General features: G+C 36.2%; 16 protein-coding genes. 14 read left to right on the top strand and 2 right to left on the bottom strand.

What is annotated here, in order from left to right; all coding sequences use genetic code 11:
* The first annotated feature begins 8 nt into the window (after window positions 1-8).
* From DUT69_RS01375 to DUT69_RS01320, 11 genes are all read left to right on the top strand, one after another.
* Window positions 9-590, top strand: a complete 582-nt coding sequence (locus DUT69_RS01375) for a TlpA family protein disulfide reductase (protein ID WP_113651343.1) — start codon at window positions 9-11, stop codon at window positions 588-590.
* Between the two features lie 2 nt (window positions 591-592).
* Window positions 593-856 carry a hypothetical protein gene (locus DUT69_RS01370; protein WP_113651342.1) on the top strand — a complete coding sequence of 88 codons (264 nt, stop codon included), beginning with the start codon at window positions 593-595 and terminating at the stop codon, window positions 854-856.
* A gap of 22 nt (window positions 857-878) precedes the next feature.
* Window positions 879-1,967 carry a metallophosphoesterase gene (locus DUT69_RS01365; RefSeq protein ID WP_113651341.1) on the top strand — a complete coding sequence of 363 codons (1,089 nt, stop codon included), beginning with the start codon at window positions 879-881 and terminating at the stop codon, window positions 1,965-1,967.
* 6 nt (window positions 1,968-1,973) lie between these two features.
* Window positions 1,974-2,207, top strand: a complete 234-nt coding sequence (locus DUT69_RS01360; protein WP_113651340.1) for a hypothetical protein — start codon at window positions 1,974-1,976, stop codon at window positions 2,205-2,207.
* 75 nt (window positions 2,208-2,282) lie between these two features.
* Window positions 2,283-2,489, top strand: a complete 207-nt coding sequence (locus DUT69_RS01355) for a YtxH domain-containing protein (protein ID WP_113651339.1) — start codon at window positions 2,283-2,285, stop codon at window positions 2,487-2,489.
* A 390-nt stretch (window positions 2,490-2,879) separates the two neighbouring features.
* Window positions 2,880-3,101, top strand: a complete 222-nt coding sequence (locus DUT69_RS01350; protein ID WP_113651338.1) for a TIGR04139 family peptide modification target — start codon at window positions 2,880-2,882, stop codon at window positions 3,099-3,101.
* Between the two features lie 58 nt (window positions 3,102-3,159).
* Window positions 3,160-3,405: a grasp-with-spasm system A modified peptide gene (locus DUT69_RS01345; protein ID WP_205314196.1), complete on the top strand. Its 246-nt coding sequence runs from the start codon at window positions 3,160-3,162 to the stop codon at window positions 3,403-3,405.
* A gap of 103 nt (window positions 3,406-3,508) precedes the next feature.
* Window positions 3,509-4,417, top strand: a complete 909-nt coding sequence (gene gwsG / locus DUT69_RS01340; protein WP_113651337.1) for a grasp-with-spasm system ATP-grasp peptide maturase — start codon at window positions 3,509-3,511, stop codon at window positions 4,415-4,417.
* Window positions 4,418-4,589: 172 nt separating this feature from the next.
* The gene (gwsS, locus tag DUT69_RS01330; protein ID WP_113651335.1) at window positions 4,590-5,657 is read left to right on the top strand and encodes a grasp-with-spasm system SPASM domain peptide maturase; all 1,068 of its coding nucleotides are present in this window, start codon (window positions 4,590-4,592) and stop codon (window positions 5,655-5,657) included.
* A 12-nt stretch (window positions 5,658-5,669) separates the two neighbouring features.
* Complete coding sequence (locus DUT69_RS01325; protein ID WP_113651334.1) at window positions 5,670-7,868, top strand: peptidase domain-containing ABC transporter; 2,199 nt, start codon at window positions 5,670-5,672, stop codon at window positions 7,866-7,868.
* On the top strand, window positions 7,858-9,162 hold the full coding sequence (locus DUT69_RS01320; RefSeq protein ID WP_113651333.1) for an HlyD family secretion protein: 1,305 nt from the start codon (window positions 7,858-7,860) through the stop codon (window positions 9,160-9,162). Before DUT69_RS01325 ends, DUT69_RS01320 begins: the two co-directional genes overlap by 11 nt.
* Before the next feature lie 3 nt (window positions 9,163-9,165).
* Here DUT69_RS01320 and DUT69_RS01315 read toward each other — a convergent pair whose 3' ends face one another.
* Both DUT69_RS01315 and ffh read right to left on the bottom strand, forming a co-directional pair.
* Window positions 9,166-10,704: a YifB family Mg chelatase-like AAA ATPase gene (locus DUT69_RS01315; RefSeq protein ID WP_113651332.1), complete on the bottom strand. Its 1,539-nt coding sequence runs from the start codon at window positions 10,702-10,704 to the stop codon at window positions 9,166-9,168.
* Window positions 10,705-11,105: 401 nt separating this feature from the next.
* Window positions 11,106-12,446, bottom strand: coding sequence for a signal recognition particle protein (ffh, locus tag DUT69_RS01310; protein ID WP_113651331.1), 1,341 nt, complete (start codon window positions 12,444-12,446; stop codon window positions 11,106-11,108).
* A 286-nt stretch (window positions 12,447-12,732) separates the two neighbouring features.
* Between ffh and DUT69_RS01305 the strand changes: the two genes are divergently transcribed.
* From DUT69_RS01305 to DUT69_RS01295, 3 genes are all read left to right on the top strand, one after another.
* The gene (locus DUT69_RS01305; protein WP_240186626.1) at window positions 12,733-13,101 is read left to right on the top strand and encodes a BlaI/MecI/CopY family transcriptional regulator; all 369 of its coding nucleotides are present in this window, start codon (window positions 12,733-12,735) and stop codon (window positions 13,099-13,101) included.
* Window positions 13,098-15,176 (top strand): M56 family metallopeptidase, encoded by a 2,079-nt coding sequence (locus DUT69_RS01300; RefSeq protein ID WP_113651330.1) that lies wholly within the window; start codon window positions 13,098-13,100, stop codon window positions 15,174-15,176. Before DUT69_RS01305 ends, DUT69_RS01300 begins: the two co-directional genes overlap by 4 nt.
* Window positions 15,177-15,390: 214 nt before the next feature.
* Window positions 15,391-17,817: a DUF5916 domain-containing protein gene (locus DUT69_RS01295; RefSeq protein ID WP_113651329.1), complete on the top strand. Its 2,427-nt coding sequence runs from the start codon at window positions 15,391-15,393 to the stop codon at window positions 17,815-17,817.
* Window positions 17,818-17,866: the final 49 nt, after the last annotated feature.

Below are 17,866 nucleotides of genomic sequence, written 5' to 3'. Positions count from 1 at the left end.
TTAATTGTATGAAACAAAAGTGGAAAAGCTATATAACTAGCGCCTTATTTCTTTCGGTAATTTTGCTCATGCTATTTGTGCCAGTTGCAAAAGCAACCGTAATTCAGGGTTTAATGCAAATTGGCTTATTCAATCCTTCTGTAAAAGAAAATCCTGATGTTGCACCCAACAATTTAGCTGCGGTAAAATTTAAAGATGTTAATGGCAAAGTGGTTAGCTTAGAAGATTTGAAAGGCAAAATCATATTTCTTAATTTTTGGGCTACCTGGTGCCCTCCCTGTTTGGCCGAAATGCCATCAGTTAACAAGCTCTATCAGCAGTTTAAAAACGATGAAGACGTAGTTTTTCTGCTGGTTGATGCAGACAGCGATTTTGCTAAAGCAAATGCTTACATGAGCCGAAAACAATATCAAATGCCCGTTTATAACGTAGCCAGTAGCATGCCCGAAATTATATTTAAAGGTTCGTTACCAACAACAATTGTATTTGATAAGATGGGAAGAATCTCATTTAATACCGAAGGCGCAGCAAATTATGCTAGCCCTAAGTTTATTGCTTTTATAAAAAAATTACAGCAACAAAAGAATTAACCATGCAACAACCGTTTGATTTAGAAATCGGGGCAATTAATTATGCCGTTTTTCCAGAGGGAAATGATACCTACGTAATATTTAAAGAAGGCAAAGAATATGTGCAGATTCAAAAAGATGATGCCGAACAATGGATAAAATTTGATAAAGAAACTGCGTTGCCTTTATTTGAATACGATGAAGAAGTTAATCAGATTGGAACTTTGATAACTGCTTATCAAGAAAATCCTCCTTTAGATGAGGAAGAGGACGAAGAAGAAATTTAGTATAATTTAGCCATTCATTGATATGCGGAAAATCTTGCAAAAATTATTGAGTGGCTTTGTTATTAGAATGGCTAATAAATTTGCCTCGCGACCAAAAAAGGAGCGGGTTCATCAGGCTTTAACAGCACTTTATGGTCAAATTTTAGACGCCTCGGGTAAACGAGGTTTATTGCTTACCTTCGACGAAAAAACGCCTTATATTATTTTTTCCGACCAACATAAAGGTGCAAGAAACTATGCGGATGACTTCGGCTTTGCCAATGATAATTATCTATCGGCCTTAAATTATTACAACAGTAATTTATACACCTTTATAAGTTTAGGCGATAGCGAAGAACTTTGGGAAAATACACTGGATGCCGTTAAAAAACATAATAAAGCATCGTTTGATATTGAACGACGGTTTCTGGAGAGAAGTTCGTTTATAAAGATTTTTGGCAACCATGATTTATATTGGGATAATGATCCACTTGCGGGTTATCAGTTAGAAAAAATATATGGTCAGAAGGTTAAGGTGTACGAAGGCCTAATTTTGCAAACAATAATTGGCAACAGGCCATTATCAATATTTTTAACGCATGGCCATCAAGGCGATTTAGCTAGCGATGGAAATTGGTTTAGTAAGTGGTTTGTTTCTAGAGTTTGGGCGCCTTTGCAAGCCTATCTGCGCATTAACCCTAACACGCCGGCATTTAATAATCAGTTAAAGTCTGCTCATAACCAATTTATGTACGAGTGGGCAGCTAATCAAGCGTCGGTTTTAATAACTGGGCATACACACCAACCGGTATTTAACTCTTTAACGCATTTAGAGCGTATTTATATTAAGCTTGATGAAGCCAGGAAGGCAAATGATAAGCTGGCGGAAGAGAAATTGCTAGATCAGATGAAAAAGGAGCAAATAATGGGAGCCACCATGCCTACGTTCACAGCTTACAAACCAAATTATTTTAATACAGGCTGTTGCTGTTTTAGTGATGGTGATATTACCGGCATAGAAATCGCCGCTGGCAAAATAAGGTTAATTAAGTGGGCCTATAAGGATAATAGACAATCTGTAAGAATAGTTTTAGAAGAAACAGATTTAGCTAACTTGCAAAGCGAAGTTTAATAATATATGGAAGAAGAATCGTTTTACATAAAAGTTAATGGTATAGTTTACGAGATTATACCGGAGGAGGAAGGAACTTTTACCATCTTCAAGTCTGGTGCAGAGCATATGCAATTGTTGCGCAACAGAAATAAGAAATGGATGCGTATTGACTATAAAACCGACGAACCGATTCTGGAAGAGAACAAAGAAGTGGAAGATGTTGGGCGATTAATTGATAGAGCGCTCAAGAGAGAATAAACTTATAGATGAAATAGTTTTAGCAAAGCGAAAACTTTTAAGTTGTTGTTATTGTTCCATTTAAAAAATAAACCTATGGGATTAATTAGAACAGCATTAATTGGAGCCGCGATATACGGAGCCGTTAAATACCTTACAAAAAAGGACGAAATTACAGGCAGATCTGTTGTAGATGATATAAAAGATCAAGCGCCAGAATGGTTAGAGAAAGCTAAAGCTTACAAAAGAGACCTTACAGACAAGGTTGACGATGTAGCAACGGACTATCGAAATACCATTTAATAAAAAGCAGGATTTTTAATCCTGCTTTTTTTTTGCCCAGAATTTGGGCTATCACTTCCTTTAAAACATACGTAAACCTACGTTACACCGAGCGCCCGCTCCCTAAACAACAGGCCTTAGCGCCATAAATCTGCTAGCCAACAACGAATAATCGTAAAAATTTGGCGCATATCAGTCCAAAGCATTCAGATATGAGTTTCGATATACACGCGGTAGCGAATATGGCGAAATTTAAAATGTTGATGATAGATAAAACCATCAACAATTAGATGATTTATACCATCGTGTTGGCGTAGACGTACAAAAGCACGATTATAAATAGCTGGCCGGCAACAACCCTAACGCCCGGGTAAAGTGGTGAATTTTCAATCAATTTTAAATTAATCTTTAATGAAAAAGTTAAATGGAATGAAGAGCTTTTCTTCACTTGAGAACAAAAAGTTAACAGACTTAACTGCCGTTCAAGGCGGTAGACTTCTTAGTCAATATTCAACAGTTTACTCTAATTTTTTAAATGACAAAGGCATGAGAGATGTGGATCATTATTCGAATGGCAAATGGATAATGAGAGGTTGGGACCCTACAGACTGCGAGGTTGGTAACAATTGGTAGTAAAATTTAAATTATTAACTATATCATCTCATCGGGAGGATATTTAAAACTTAAAAACATGAAAAAATTAGACGGAATGAAGACTCTTTCTTCATTAGAAAACAAAAAATTAACTGATTTATCAACAATTCAAGGCGGTTTATATTGGATCAGATCAAATGTTGCTTGCCCAAGCCAATATCCAAGCAGTGCTGTAGAATATGACACCTACGAAAGCAATGGCGGAGCATATGTGGGCAGAACATGCCAGCGTGCTGTTACCGGTCCAAGTTCTGACATGGGAAACTGGAACGGAGCTAACTAAGATTTTAATGGTTGCTTCAATTTTCGAAGCAACCATTAAAATTTATCATCAATGTATTTACGCCTCTTGTTAAAACTACCGTAAAAATATAAATGCCCAAAATATGATTTTAATACTGTCATCGAATTTAGAACCTACAACGAATGAGGTTTTAATGTGGTTAAATAAAATGAACAAGTCATATATAAGAGTGCATGAGGATGAGTTTTTTGAAATAAAAATTATCAACAAAAAATTCTTTCTGGAGAGTTACAGAAACAGCTTTTTTCTGGAAGATATTTCTAGCGTTTGGTACAGAAGGGGTGGCGGATTGAAGTTTAAACGGGAAACTTATAAAAACCCAGCCGTTAACCTAAACATGAACGAAGCTTACCACTGGCTGGAAGATTATGTTATTAAAAAATTAGAATCTAAAAAACATATCAATAAACAGCGAAATAGTAAGTTAAATAAGTTATTGGTTTTGGAGGAGGCACAAAAGGTAGGCTTACTTGTTCCAAAGTATTTTTTGGCTGAAAATACAGATGACGTAATCATCAATAAAATGATTACAAAATCCTATACTGAGAATATAATTTTAGAGGCTGTAAACGAAAACTATGATGGCATACTGTACACTGCTGTGGTTGCTGAACATGAAAAAAAGCCGTTTTTCCCTACTTTCTTTCAAGATAAAATTGAAAAAGAGTATGAAATAAGAAGTTTTTACCTCGATGGCAAAATATGGTCAACTGCTATAATCTCTCAAAATGACAAGCAAACTAAAACAGATTACAGGAAATATAATGTACAAACTCCTAATCGAAATGTGCCGTACAATTTACCACCTGAAATTGAGATTTGCTTAACAAAGCTCTTCCAGGTTTTGGATGTAAACTGCGGTTCGGCAGATTTTATTAAGGGAAAAGATGGCAAATTCTACTTTCTTGAAATCAATCCATTAGGCCAGTTCTTGGGCTTGTCCTCCATTTGTAATTATTCATTAGACAAAGAAATAGCACAATTTTTATGAAAATATTATTCAACGAAGAAAAAAGATTGCTTCTAACCTATAAATATATCGAAGTATTTGGAGAAAGAGATTTTAAAACCTTGAAACCAACTACAGATTATATTAAAATTTCGAAAATTCAAACAGATTTTCATAGTCAATCCATTCCTTACAAAAAACTTGTAAAAATGTTATGAGGTATTTCAATTTATATAGCAGTATTTTAATAACAAAAGGCGCAAACCGAATTCTAGTTTCCGATTTACAACGAAACAACTCTGAGTTGCAATCATTAGAGTTGTGTGAAATTATAGATGAATTTAAAACCAATTCTATTGAAGAGGTATTTGCTTTTTATGATGATGAATCCAAAGAAATAGCGCAGGAATATTTGGACTTTTTGCTAGAAAAAGAATACGGTTTTGTTACTGCCGGAGATTGGGATAGAAACTTTGCTCCACTTTCTCTGGAGTATGTTGACTATAGCGAAATTTCGAATCTATTTATGGAACGAAATGAATTAGCCATTCCAAAAAACCTAATCCAGTCGATTGACAATTTACAAATATCCCATTTGGTTATTTTTTGTAAGGGTAAAGCTTCTCTCGAAGATTTCTTGAAACTTGAAAAGGATTTTGAAAATTCAACCATTGAAAGTTTAGAGGTCTTCGCACCCTATCAAACCGAAATTGATGAAGCTTTTATTCAGCATCTAAGTCAAAATGCCTCGAGGATATATAACCTGGTATTTTACAATTGCGAAAAAGAACCCTTTAAAGTAGAAAATACTTTCAAGTTCGAGCTTTTATTCACTCAACAAAATCTAAAAATCAATTCTTGTGGTAAGGTAGATTTAAAATATTTCGATACAAACATCAAAAAGGTCTTAGAGGCGATCAATCATAACTCATGCCTGAACAAAAAGATTGGAATAGATGCCGAAGGAAATATAAAAAACTGCCCGGCAATGCTTCAAAGCTTTGGGAATATAAATGAAACAAGCTTGGAAGATGTGCTTTTACAGCAAAATTTTACCAACTATTGGAATCTCACCAAAGACGACATCAACGTATGTAAACACTGTGAATTCAGAAATGTATGCACAGATTGCAGAGCGTTTACAGAACAAACTCATATCAACAAAGAAGGCTTAGATGTTTCCAAACCTCTAAAATGTGGTTACGATCCGTATACTAACCAATGGGACGAGTGGAGTACTAATCCGCTTAAACAAAAAGCAATACAAAATTATAGCCTATAAAAACAACCGATAATGGCGCTTAAAAAATTCCCTTTCTATAAACAACCAGATGCTAAAGACTGTGGTCCTACTTGCTTGCGCATTATAGCAAAACACTATAATAAAAGCATTCCGCTACAGCAAATTAGAACACTTTCTGAAACTACCAGAGAGGGAAGTGGTTTGTTGGGGCTTAGCAACGCCGCAGAGCATTTAGGTTTTAGAACTTTAGGAGTTAAAATAGATTTTGATACGTTGGTTGCCGAGGCACCATTGCCATGCATTGTGCATTGGAATAAAAACCATTACGTAGTGGTTTATGCTATTGATAAAACAAATAAGGTTTATGTTTCTGATCCAAGTTACGGCTTAATTACCTATACTAAAGAAGAATTTATCAAACATTGGATTGGAGAAAATGCAAATGAGCAAACCGAAGAAGGTATTGCGCTTATTTTAGAAACCAGCCCATCATTTTATAAAAACGAGTTTGATGAGGAAGAAAAAAAGACAAGTTTCGCTTTTCTATCTAGATACTTAATTAAATATAAATCGCTTGTAATTCAGTTGGCAGTTGGCTTGTTGGCGGGAAGTTTACTGTCGCTTATTTTTCCTTTTCTTACACAAAGTATCGTAGATGTTGGTATACAAAATCAGGATATAAATTTCATCTATTTGATTTTATTGGCCCAGGTTATGCTTTTTATGGGCAAAATGGGTATAGACATTATCAGAAGCTGGATTTTATTGCATCTTTCTACCCGAATAAACATCTCCATCATATCAGATTTCTTTATCAAATTAATGAGGCTTCCCATCAGTTTCTTTGATACCAGAATGACCGGAGATATCATGCAACGGATTAACGATCACCATCGCATAGAGCAACTTTTAACCAGCTCATCCTTAAATACGCTGTTCTCTATGGTTAATCTAGTCATTTTTAGCATTGTGCTTTTAGTGTACGATTACCGACTGTTTGTGGTTTACTTAGTTGGCGCCATTCTTTACATCGCATGGATCAGTTTTTTCCTTAAAAAAAGAAAGGAATTAGATTATAAAATGTTCTCGCAGGTTTCGCAAGAGCAAAGTATGGTAATAGAACTGATTAACGGAATGCAGGAAATAAAAATGCATAATGCCGAAAAGCAAAAAAGATGGGGTTGGGAATTTCTGCAAGTAAAGCTTTTCAAAATCAAAATTAAGGCACTTTCTTTAGAGCAATGGCAATCTGTAGGTGGTGGTTTTATAAATCAGATAAAAGATATTTTAGTAAGTTTTTTAGCTGCAAAACTAGTATTAGATGGTAACCTTACCTTAGGGATGATGCTTTCTGTTCAGTATATAATTGGTCAGCTTAATAGCCCATTACTGCAGTTGATAGATTTTATTAAAGAAACACAAGATGCAAAAATTGCTTTGGAAAGGTTAGGCGAAATTCATGATAAAACCGACGAAGAGCTTGTTGAGGGACAATATGCTACAGAAATTCCGCAGAAAGATATCGTTTTAAATAATCTCTCATTCAGATATCTTGGATCAGACAATTTGGTTTTTAAAGATTTAAACCTAATTATACCCTACCAAAAAACTACAGCAATTGTTGGGGCAAGCGGAAGCGGAAAAACCACCTTGCTAAAATTACTTACAAAGTTTTACGAGCCAGAAAAAGGTGATGTAAAGATTGGCAGTACAGATCTAAAAAATATATCGCCCAGTTATTGGCGAAGCCAATGTGGCGTGGTGATGCAGGAAAGTTATGTATTTAATGATACCATAGCCAATAACATCGCCATAGGCGAAGATGTAATAGATAAGCAAAAGCTAAAAAAAGCAGTTGAAATTGCAAACGTTAAAGATTTTATTGAAGACTTGCCTTTGAGTTATAATACAAAAATTGGCAACGAAGGTATTGGTGTAAGTGGCGGACAAAAGCAAAGGTTGTTTATTGCAAGGGCCGTTTATAAGTCTCCAGACTACATTTTTTTTGACGAGGCAACCAGTGCTTTAGATGCCAATAACGAAAGAGTTATTATCGAAAATTTAGCGCAATTTTTTAAAGGGAAAACAGCCATCGTAATTGCACACCGGTTATCAACTGTTAAACATGCCGACAAAATTATTGTGCTTGATAAAGGTTGCGTAGTTGAGGAAGGAAACCACAATGAGTTGGTGGCGAAAAAAGGCGAATATTATAGGTTAATCAAAAATCAGCTAGAACTTGGAAACTAACAGAAACACTTTAGACAATATTGAATTGCGTTCTGAAAGCGTTCAGGATGTGTTGGCGCAACCACCACATTGGATGTTTCGTTGGGGCAATGTGGTAATTTTAGGAATAATTTTGATGGTTTTATTGATGAGCTATTTCATCAAATACCCGGAGTTTGTGCCCGCAACAATTACGGTGACTTCGCAAAATCCGCCAGAAAAACTAGAAGCCAGAACAGATTCCAAAATCGAGAAAATTTTCATTAAAGACCATCAGAAGGTGCAGAAAAACCAAGTTTTAATGGTTTTACAATCTACTGCAAACTATCAGGATGTTCTAGCCTTAAAGAAAGTAATGGACACCGTTTCTTCGGCGCAATTGACATCATTTCCGCTTGATCAAATCTCAACTTTTAAATTAGGAGAGTTGCAGAGCGATTACAATAGTTTTGCAAAGGCATTCCAAGACGAAAAATTATTCTCCAGGCTTAAGCCGTACGATCCAGAAAATGTAGCTACTGCTCAAAACATTGCTTCTTACAAAAGCAGAATAGTTACGCTTAAAAGGCAAAAAACTTTCGAATTGGCAAAATATGAACTAATTAAAAAGAATTATCAGCGTAACCAACAGCTTTTTAACCAAAAAGTAATATCTACTTCCGAATTTGAGAACGAAAAAATTAAGTTTTTACAGGCTCAACAGAGTTTGCAAGATGTTGAAATAGCTATATCGCAAACCAACGAAGCCATCTCAAATCTAAATAAAACAAAAGACGGCACTACAATAAACGCAGAAAAAGACAAAGTAAATTTTGCTTCGCAAACTTTGCAATTGTTCGAGCAATTAAGACGTTCGTTAAGAGCATGGGAACAAAATTATTTGGTAGTATCTTCTACTAACGGGGTGGCTAGCTTTCAGCAATTTTGGGGCGAAAATCAGTTTGTAAAACGTGGAGATCCGATACTTTCTATATTGCCTAATAATAAGTTGGCACTGATTGGAAAAATGGCTGTAGCCACAACAAATTCTGGAAAAATAGCAGAGGGAGAAAAAGTATTAATTAAGCTCGATAATTACCAGTATCAAGAGTACGGAATTATAGAAGGAAAAGTTCAGCATATTGCATTTACTCCTGATGAGGAAGGTAACTATTATGTTGAAGTAGTTCTGCCGAAAGGCTTAAAAACATCTTATGGCAAACAACTTATTTTTGATAAAGAACTAAAAGGCAATGCGGAAATTGTAACTGAAGAACTGAGATTGATAGAAAGGTTTTTCTACCAAATGAGGAAATTGTTAAGGTATCAGAATTAACTGCTACCCGCCCCAACTGTCCCTATCCAAACTTCGGTAATGTATAGCCTCTGCCAGGTGTTCGGCTTCTATATTTTCGCTATCCGCCAAGTCTGCAATGGTTCTAGCAACTTTTAAAATCCTGTCATAAGCTCTGGCAGATAAGCCCAATTTTTCCATTGCTTTTTTAATTAGAGATTGCCCTACCTCATCTATTTTGCATACCTGCCTAACCATGTTGCTACTCATTTGGGCGTTAAAGTGTAGGCTGTCATTATTCGCAAAGCGGATATCTTGCACCGCTCTGGCTTTCATAACGCGGGTTCTAATTACGCTGCTTTTTTCCGCTTCGCGGGATGAAGAAAGTTCGGAGAAATTAACAGGCGTAACTTCTACATGCAAATCGATTCTATCTAACAGCGGACCAGATATTTTGCTCAGGTATTTTTGTACAACACCAGGGCCACATAAGCATTCTTTTTCTGGATGATTGAAAAAACCACAAGGACATGGATTCATAGAGGCAATTAGCATAAAACTAGAAGGATACTCGACAGAAAAACGAGCTCTTGATATACTAACTTTTCTATCTTCCAACGGTTGCCTCATTACTTCTAAAACGGTACGCTTAAATTCCGGTAATTCGTCTAGAAACAAAACGCCATTATGTGCCAGAGAAATTTCTCCTGGTTGCGGGTTCATTCCGCCGCCTACCAGCGCAACGTCAGAAATGGTATGGTGTGGCGATCGGAAAGGCCTTTCTGTTAACAAAGCGCTGGCACTAGGTATTTTGCCAACTACCGAATATATTTTGGTGCTTTCTAAGGCTTCGTGCAAATTTAACGGGGGCAAAATTGTAGGCAGTCGCTTGGCAAGCATGGTTTTTCCGGCTCCCGGCGGGCCAATTAAGATTACATTGTGGCCACCTGCTGCGGCAATTTCCAAAGCTCTTTTGATATTCTCTTGTCCTTTAACGTCAGAGAAATCCTGCTCATAATTATTTATCTGGCGCATAAACTCCTCACGAGTATTCACCACGGTTGGTGTTGGTTTTTCGGTACCTTTAAAAAAGCCAATTACCTCTGCAAGGTTTTGCATACCGTAAACTACTAAATCGTTAACAATGCCGGCTTCTTTAGCGTTCTCTAATGGCAAAATAAAACCTTTAAAACCGTCGTTTCTGGCTTGTATTGCAATAGGAAGTGCGCCTTTTATAGCTTGCAAGCCACCATCTAAAGAAAGCTCGCCCATTATAAAATATTGCGCCAGCAAATCGGAGTCTATTTGCCCAGATGCGGCTAAAATGCCGATAGCAATTGGTAGGTCGTAGGCGGAGCCCTCTTTTCTAATGTCTGCAGGCGCAAGATTAATAACAATTCGTTGCCTAGGCATGTGGTAGCCAGCCATTTTTATAGCGCTTTCTACCCTGAACATGCTTTCCTTAACGGCATTATCGGGCAAGCCGACTACAAAATATTTGGTGCCGGCTGTTATGCTAACTTCAATGGTAATCGTAAGGGCATTTACACCGTAAACGGCGCTCCCAAAAGTTTTAACAAGCATTTTACTTTTTTGAGTTAAAAAATAGATGTTATAAACTATGGGGATGATTGTATATTAAAGATAGAAATTTGTTGCCATGTACGAAAAGTATTAAGAAATAATTACCCAGAAGGCTGCTGTATTATTAGCAATTCATAAAAAAAGGATTTGACTTAGATATAAGTTTGTAAAATAGCCCCGACAGAAACGAGCAGGAGTGAAGCGACTAAAGTGTATGGCGGGACTTATGTAAATAGAAGCAGGAAATTGCGCTTCAAAAAACTATTCGATATTTACCTGTGTAAAACGGTAATAAAATACTGCGCCTTATATTATTAAATACAAATACTTTAAGGAAGTAGAATTCAAAAAAAAATCCCAACCTTAAAAGGTTAGGATTTGCAAGTGTTTATGTTTTTGGATTACATTCTACCTTGTGGCATTTTAGGCATATTCTTCATCATTTTGGCTGCTGCCGCAGGATTTGAGAATTGCTTCATCACTTTGCGCATATCTTCAAATTGCTTAATAAGTTTGGTTACATCTTCTACTTTGCTTCCAGAACCCTTAGCAATACGCACTCTTCTGCTTTGCTGTATACTATCTGGATTTTCTTTTTCAAATGGTGTCATCGATTGGATAATGGCTTCAACACCTTTAAAAGCATCGTCCTCTATGTCTACGTTTTTCATCATTTTACCAACTCCAGGTATCATGCCCATCAAATCTTTCATGTTACCCATTTTTTTGATTTGCTGGATTTGGTTGTAGAAATCGTTAAAATCGAATTTGTTTTTGCGGATTTTCTTCTGCAATTCTGCAGCTTCCTTCTCATCAAACTGCTGTTGCGCTCTCTCCACTAAAGACACCACATCGCCCATGCCCAAGATACGCGAAGCCATCCTATCTGGATAGAAAATATCTAGCGCATCCATTTTCTCGCCCGTACCAATAAATTTAATTGGTTTATCTACAACCGATTTAATAGATAAAGCAGCACCACCGCGGGTATCACCGTCTAATTTAGTTAAAACTACACCTGTAAAATCTAATCTATCGTTAAATACTTTTGCTGTATTAACCGCATCCTGACCCGTCATCGAATCCACTACGAATAGAATTTCGTGAGGTTTAGTTTGCGCTTTAACTTCAGCAATTTCATTCATCAAGCTTTCGTCTATAGATAAACGACCAGCCGTGTCGATAATAATTACATTGTTGTTGTTTTTCTTGCCTTCTGCAATACCTTCTAAAGCGATAGCAATAGGATCTTTAGAATCTTTGTTAGCGTAAACAGGTACGCCAACTTGCTCGCCTAAAACCTGTAATTGATCTACCGCCGCAGGGCGATAAACGTCGCCGGCCACCATAAGCGGTTTTTTGCCTTTGCTTTTTAAATGCAAAGCAAGCTTACCCGTAAACGTGGTTTTACCAGCACCGTTTAAACCGGCAATTAATATAATGGTTGGGTTGTTCTTTAAATCAAGTTCGGTAACCTCGCCGCCCATTAAAGCAGCAAGTTCGTCGTTCATTACCTTGGTAAGTAATTGGCCTGGAGAGATAGAAGTTAATACGTTCTGTCCTAACGCTTTAACCTTTACTTCGTCGGTAAAAGCTTTGGCTGTTTTGTAATTTACATCGGCATCCAATAAAGCTTTCCTAATTTCTTTCATGGTTTCGGCCACGTTAATTTCGGTAATGCTTCCTTGTCCTTTTAAAACTTTAAATGCTCTATCTAGCTTATCCTGTAAATTTTCAAACATAATTTGTCTAATTCTTAATCTCGCAAAGATATTAATTTTTAAGCTAAGCCCACAATCGTAATCTCGTAAATGTCAAGCTTAAGCAGCATTTGTTTTGCCATTTTCTATTGGCTTTAAGATTGCCTTATAACTTTAATTCATCTGAAACCTAAAAATTTTCTTTTAAAAAAAGGTCTGTTCCGATCGATTACGGGTATTATTTTTCAAAGTAACATAAAAGTTACCTATCTACTAATCAATTAGTATTGTTATTAATTAATTAGTATTACCTTCGTTGTATAAATTTATGGAGATGATAAAATTAGCGAAAAGAGAAGAACAAATTATGCAAGCATTTTGGGATATGGAGAAAGCTTTTATTAGAGATATAATTCCAATTCTTCCAGATCCGAAACCTCATTATAACAGTGTTGCAACCATGGTTAAAATTTTGGAGGAAAAGGGATTTTTAGGACATGATGTTGTGGGTAATATGTTTTGCTATTTTCCGCTAGTTAGCAGAGAAGAGTATCAGAAACATGCCTTAAAAGACGTCGTAAGCCAGTATTTTGATAATTCATATCCGCGTATGCTTGCATTTTTTGCCAAAGAACAAAATCTATCTGAAGAAGAATTAACTGAAATTGTAAACCTAATTAAATCGAAAAAGCCATGATACTTTATGCCTTAAACGTTGCGCTGATTTTAGCTGGATGTTTTCTTTTTTATAAAATTTTCTTGCAGAAAGAAACCTTCTTTCCGCTTAATAGATTTGTGTTGTTAGGTTGCTTAGTACTGTCTTTTAGCTTGCCGTTAATTCCGGTACCAGAACAATGGTCGCTTAGAAAAGTGAGCGAGGAAACACCTGCTTTTAATTTACAAGTTAAGGATAGCCACAAACAAGAAATAACAACAACTCCAGTTAAAAACACGGCTCCCAATGTTGCTAAAACAGAAGAATCCTTTTTCAAGGATGTATCGCTACTAGACGTAGTAGTATGGGCATATTGGTTTGGTGTAGCAATTTTCGGTCTAAATTTCCTTTTTCAGCTAAGCGTTTTATTGTACAAAAGTTACGCTAAGCCTTTTATTCAGGATGGAAGATTTAGGATTGTTGAAGTTTCTGGTGAGCAGGCGCCATGCTCATTTGCCAACAATATCTTTATTAATCCTGATAAGTACGACTGGGATACTTACAGTCAAATCATTCTCCATGAAAAAATCCACATCCAACAGGGGCATAGTTACGACATTATTTTAGCAGAATTAGCGCTCGTTTTTCAATGGTTTAATCCGTTTGCGTGGTTTTATCGCAAAGCGATGGAAGACAATTTAGAGTTTTTAACAGATAACGAACTGTTAGCACATTCGGATATTGAACCCACTAGTTATCAAATGAGCCTGGTAAAGGTTTCTGCACCACACTTCCCTGCAAGTTTAACCACAAATTACAATCAATCTATTCTTAAAAAAAGATTACTCATGATGAACTCAAAAAAATCAAATATTAACTCTACATGGAAATATCTATGTATTGTTCCGCTATTGCTTGTATTTATTTCTCTATTGAACGAGCCTGTAGCTTTCGGAAAATCAGCCATCAACACGACGGTAGCAAACAACAATAAATTTGCCCAAATTTCTAATAAGGGTACTTGGTTTGCAACCATTAAAAACGACAAAATTAGCATCCGCCTTGAAGATGAAGAGGGTGGAAACAATTACAGCAATAACGATTTTTTACTAACTGAATTTAAAAATTTACCTACTAGCGAAAAGGGAATATTTTCTTTAGCTAGAGATGCAGGAACGATTCAGTTTACGGGTAAGTTTGACGGGAAAACAGGAATGGGTTCTTATGAATTTGTTGCTGATGACGGCTTCTTCTCCTTTTTAGAAAAAGAAGGCGTTAGTACAAATAAGGACAAAGATGGAATGGTGTTTTTTATGACCAAGCTGAAAAGAGAATTTGTTACTACGCTTAAAAAACAGGGTTATACAAATATTTCAAAAGATGATTTGATTCCGCTTTCAGCAATGAACGTTACCGGAGAATACATTGCATCGTTAAAAAAAGCTGGTTTAGCTAATTTAAGCCTGCAAGATATCATTCCTTTAAAAGCTTTAGATGTAGATGCGGCGTTTATAAGAGATATTGAAAGTTCGGGTTATAAAAACATTACAGCAAGCAAGTTAATAACGCTAAAGGCGCAAGGTATAGACGGTAAATTTTTAAAAGATGCCAGAAATGCAAAGGAAACAAGTGATGCTTTAGATGCTAAGGTTGTTGATAATAAACCAAAAATTAATACGAGAACCGATCATAAAATTAACGCCCATGTTGATATTGACGAAGATGACGAATTTGAAATGGCAGTTGCTAAAAAAGCAATGAATATTACGCCTCAATATGTTAAAACGTTCACATCGGTTGGGCTAAATTTCTCTGATGATGAGTTAATGGCCATGAAATCTCTGGGTGTTACGCCAGCTTACTGTAAAAGCTTCGAGTCTTTAGGGCTTGGTGAATTATCATCGGAGGCGTTTATTTCGATGAAAGCACTTGGTTTAACTGCAGAAGATTACACAGATTATAAAAAACTGGGTTTCAAAACGCTAACTATCGATGCAGTAGTTGGAGCAAAGGCAACAGGAACCACACCAAAATTTATCTCCGAATTGAAAAAGAAAGGATACAACTACGCCACAATTGATAAGTATATAGAGAAAAAAGTGCTTTACAAATTGTAATTCCTTCCATATAAAGATTGCATCAACAAATTAAGATGCAATCTTTATCCTCCATAAAACTCGAAAATTTCCAGCATTTAAGTTCAAATAGCTTTAAAACAATACAAGTTTTGCAGGGGAATTCTTATGTCCAAAAAACAGTAAAAATATATTTTACAGTTGGTGCAACAAACCATTAACAAGCAGTGTCTCATCATCAATACAAACCAAATAAATGAAAAAGATTTCAGTTGCCCTGACTTTAGTGTTTTGTGCAGTTTTTAGCTATGCACAAATACCTGTAAAAAAGAAAATTCAGGCGCAAAGAACTACTGTAAGCCCTAAAATAGATGGTTTGTTAGATGATGCGGTTTGGAATAGCGCAGCAACAGCAACAGATTTTATAGAGCTAAGACCGGTTCCTGGCAGAGTAGAACCGAAAGATGGCAGAACCGAAATAAAGTTTTTGTACGATGACTATGCCATTTATATTTCGGCACGAATGTATGATAAGCCTGATAGCGTTGTGCATGAATTGGTAGCAAGGGATAATATCGGCAATGCAGATTTTGTAGGAGTAGTTTTTGACACTTTTTTGGATGGCGTTAATGGATACGGTTTTTTTGTTACTGCAGCAGGTGTTCAGTTTGATGCCAAATATTCGCTAATTGCTGGCGAGGATCCAACGTGGAATGCAGTTTGGGATAGCGAAGTTCGTTTAGACGATAATGGCTGGACCGCAGAAATTAAAATTCCCTATTCAGCTTTGCGTTTTTCTAGTAAGGATATACAAAATTGGGGCTTAAACATTACGAGAAAACGTACGGGCACCAACCGACAAACATTTTGGAACTTTGTTGATCCGAAAGTTGATGGTTTCGTTAACCAAAGCGGAATTTTAGAAGGTTTGCAACGTATAAAAGCACCTTTACGTTTATCTTTTTCGCCATACTTATCAACCTTGGTAAACCATTATCCGTATAATACACCAGGGGTGAAAAATAGACAAACGACCATAAACGGTGGTATGGATGTGAAGTATGGAATTAATCAGAGTTTTACTTTGGATATGACATTGATACCAGATTTTGGACAAGTACAAAGTGATTATCGCGTGCTAAACCTAACTCCCTTTGAAGTAAAATTTAATGAAAACCGACAGTTTTTTACTGAAGGAACAGAGCTGTTTAACAAAGGCGATTTATTCTATTCAAAAAGAATCGGTTCAATTCCATCCTATTTTGATAACAGCAAACTAAAAACCACCGATAAGGTGATTAAAAATCCGCAAGAAGGAAAAGTGCTAAATGCTACTAAAATTTCAGGACGTACTGCCGATGGTTTAGGAATTGGTGTTTTTAATGCCATCACCAATAAAATGTATACCGAGGTTGAGGACGAAAATGGTAACAGAAGCAGGTTTGTTAGCCAGCCGTTAACAAACTATAATATTTTAGTATTAGACCAAACTTTAAAAAACAACAGTTCGGTGAGTGTAATTAATACTAATGTTTTAAGGCAAGGTAGCGCATATGATGCAAACGTTAGTGCGGCGCTTTTCAATTTTAATGATAAAAAGAACGCTTATTTTATAGATGGAGCAGTTAAAATGAGCTACGTTACGGCAGATCCTGATAAGGAAAACAGAAAGGGCTACAGTTACGAATTAAGCCTTGGTAAGAAGAGCGGAACATTTACGTTTAATTACGGGCAAGAATTTTCTGACAAGAATTTCGATCCATCAGACATGGGTTTCTATACTAATAATAATTTCCTAGATCAGTCTTTAAATTTTGCTTACAACATTTACAAACCAAGCAAGTGGTTTAACTCTTTGCAAGCTTGGACAGAAGTTGAATACTCTAGGCGATTTAGTCCTGGCGACTACCAAAATTTTGGCGTTTTCCCGGGGATGTATGTACAGTTTAAAAATCTTTGGTCGGCAGAATTAAATGGAAATTGGTTGGCAAAATCAAATGATTTTTACGAATCAAGAAACGGTCAAGTTTACCGAGCGCCAGAAAGCTTTAGATTAGCGATTTATGTAAATCCGAACCGAGCTAAAGCGTATAATTTTGGCGGAAATATTAGAATGACGAAAGTTGCAATGTTTAATGGCAAAAACTATAACTTTTACCTTTTCCAAAATTTAAGGGTAAACGACAGGTTAGCTTTCGGATTGGATTTAAACTATAGTCCGAGCTATAATTATGTAAACTGGGTTGGCTTTAACAATGCACAATCTGTATTTTCTAGGTATGATAGAAACACGGTTGAAAACACGATGGATGCTAAATATAGCTTCAGCAACAGAATGGGGATTCAATTGGGTGTGAGACATTATTGGTCTGACAGGAGAAACAAAGAATTTTTCGGTTTAAATAATGAAGGTGGATTAGATGCTTACAATGGCCCGGCTTTGCAAAACGTAGATAGAAACTATAATGTTTTTAACATCGATTTGGTGTACTCTTGGGTATTTTCTCCTGGGAGCGAGTTAAGTGTAACCTACAAAAACGCTGCAGAAACTAATGAGAAGTTTTTGATGAAGAGATACAACAGAAACTTTAGCAACATTGTATCTGGTCCGCAGAATAATAGTTTGTCTATTAAGGTTTTGTATTATGTAGATTATTTGAACTTGATTAAGAAGAAAGCTTAATTGCTTCATTCGTTCAGTAGTTCATTAGGAAATCGCCTTTCTATCAGTT

The organism is Pedobacter namyangjuensis, from assembly GCF_003313325.1.
Classification (GTDB): Bacteria; Bacteroidota; Bacteroidia; order Sphingobacteriales; family Sphingobacteriaceae; genus Pedobacter; species Pedobacter namyangjuensis.
Note: the sequence above shows the minus strand (reverse complement) of the source record. Positions and strands in the feature narration are given on the sequence as shown.

Coding starts and splice junctions, on each gene's coding strand:
- DUT69_RS01375 (WP_113651343.1), top strand. CDS start 9: ATGAAACAAAAGTGGAAAAGCTATATAACTAGCGCCTTATTTCTTTCG.
- DUT69_RS01370 (WP_113651342.1), top strand. CDS start 593: ATGCAACAACCGTTTGATTTAGAAATCGGGGCAATTAATTATGCCGTT.
- DUT69_RS01365 (WP_113651341.1), top strand. CDS start 879: ATGCGGAAAATCTTGCAAAAATTATTGAGTGGCTTTGTTATTAGAATG.
- DUT69_RS01360 (WP_113651340.1), top strand. CDS start 1,974: ATGGAAGAAGAATCGTTTTACATAAAAGTTAATGGTATAGTTTACGAG.
- DUT69_RS01355 (WP_113651339.1), top strand. CDS start 2,283: ATGGGATTAATTAGAACAGCATTAATTGGAGCCGCGATATACGGAGCC.
- DUT69_RS01350 (WP_113651338.1), top strand. CDS start 2,880: ATGAAAAAGTTAAATGGAATGAAGAGCTTTTCTTCACTTGAGAACAAA.
- DUT69_RS01345 (WP_205314196.1), top strand. CDS start 3,160: ATGAAAAAATTAGACGGAATGAAGACTCTTTCTTCATTAGAAAACAAA.
- gwsG (WP_113651337.1), top strand. CDS start 3,509: ATGATTTTAATACTGTCATCGAATTTAGAACCTACAACGAATGAGGTT.
- gwsS (WP_113651335.1), top strand. CDS start 4,590: ATGAGGTATTTCAATTTATATAGCAGTATTTTAATAACAAAAGGCGCA.
- DUT69_RS01325 (WP_113651334.1), top strand. CDS start 5,670: ATGGCGCTTAAAAAATTCCCTTTCTATAAACAACCAGATGCTAAAGAC.
- DUT69_RS01315 (WP_113651332.1), bottom strand. CDS start 10,704: ATGCTTGTTAAAACTTTTGGGAGCGCCGTTTACGGTGTAAATGCCCTT.
- ffh (WP_113651331.1), bottom strand. CDS start 12,446: ATGTTTGAAAATTTACAGGATAAGCTAGATAGAGCATTTAAAGTTTTA.
- DUT69_RS01305 (WP_240186626.1), top strand. CDS start 12,733: ATGGAGATGATAAAATTAGCGAAAAGAGAAGAACAAATTATGCAAGCA.
- DUT69_RS01300 (WP_113651330.1), top strand. CDS start 13,098: ATGATACTTTATGCCTTAAACGTTGCGCTGATTTTAGCTGGATGTTTT.
- DUT69_RS01295 (WP_113651329.1), top strand. CDS start 15,391: ATGAAAAAGATTTCAGTTGCCCTGACTTTAGTGTTTTGTGCAGTTTTT.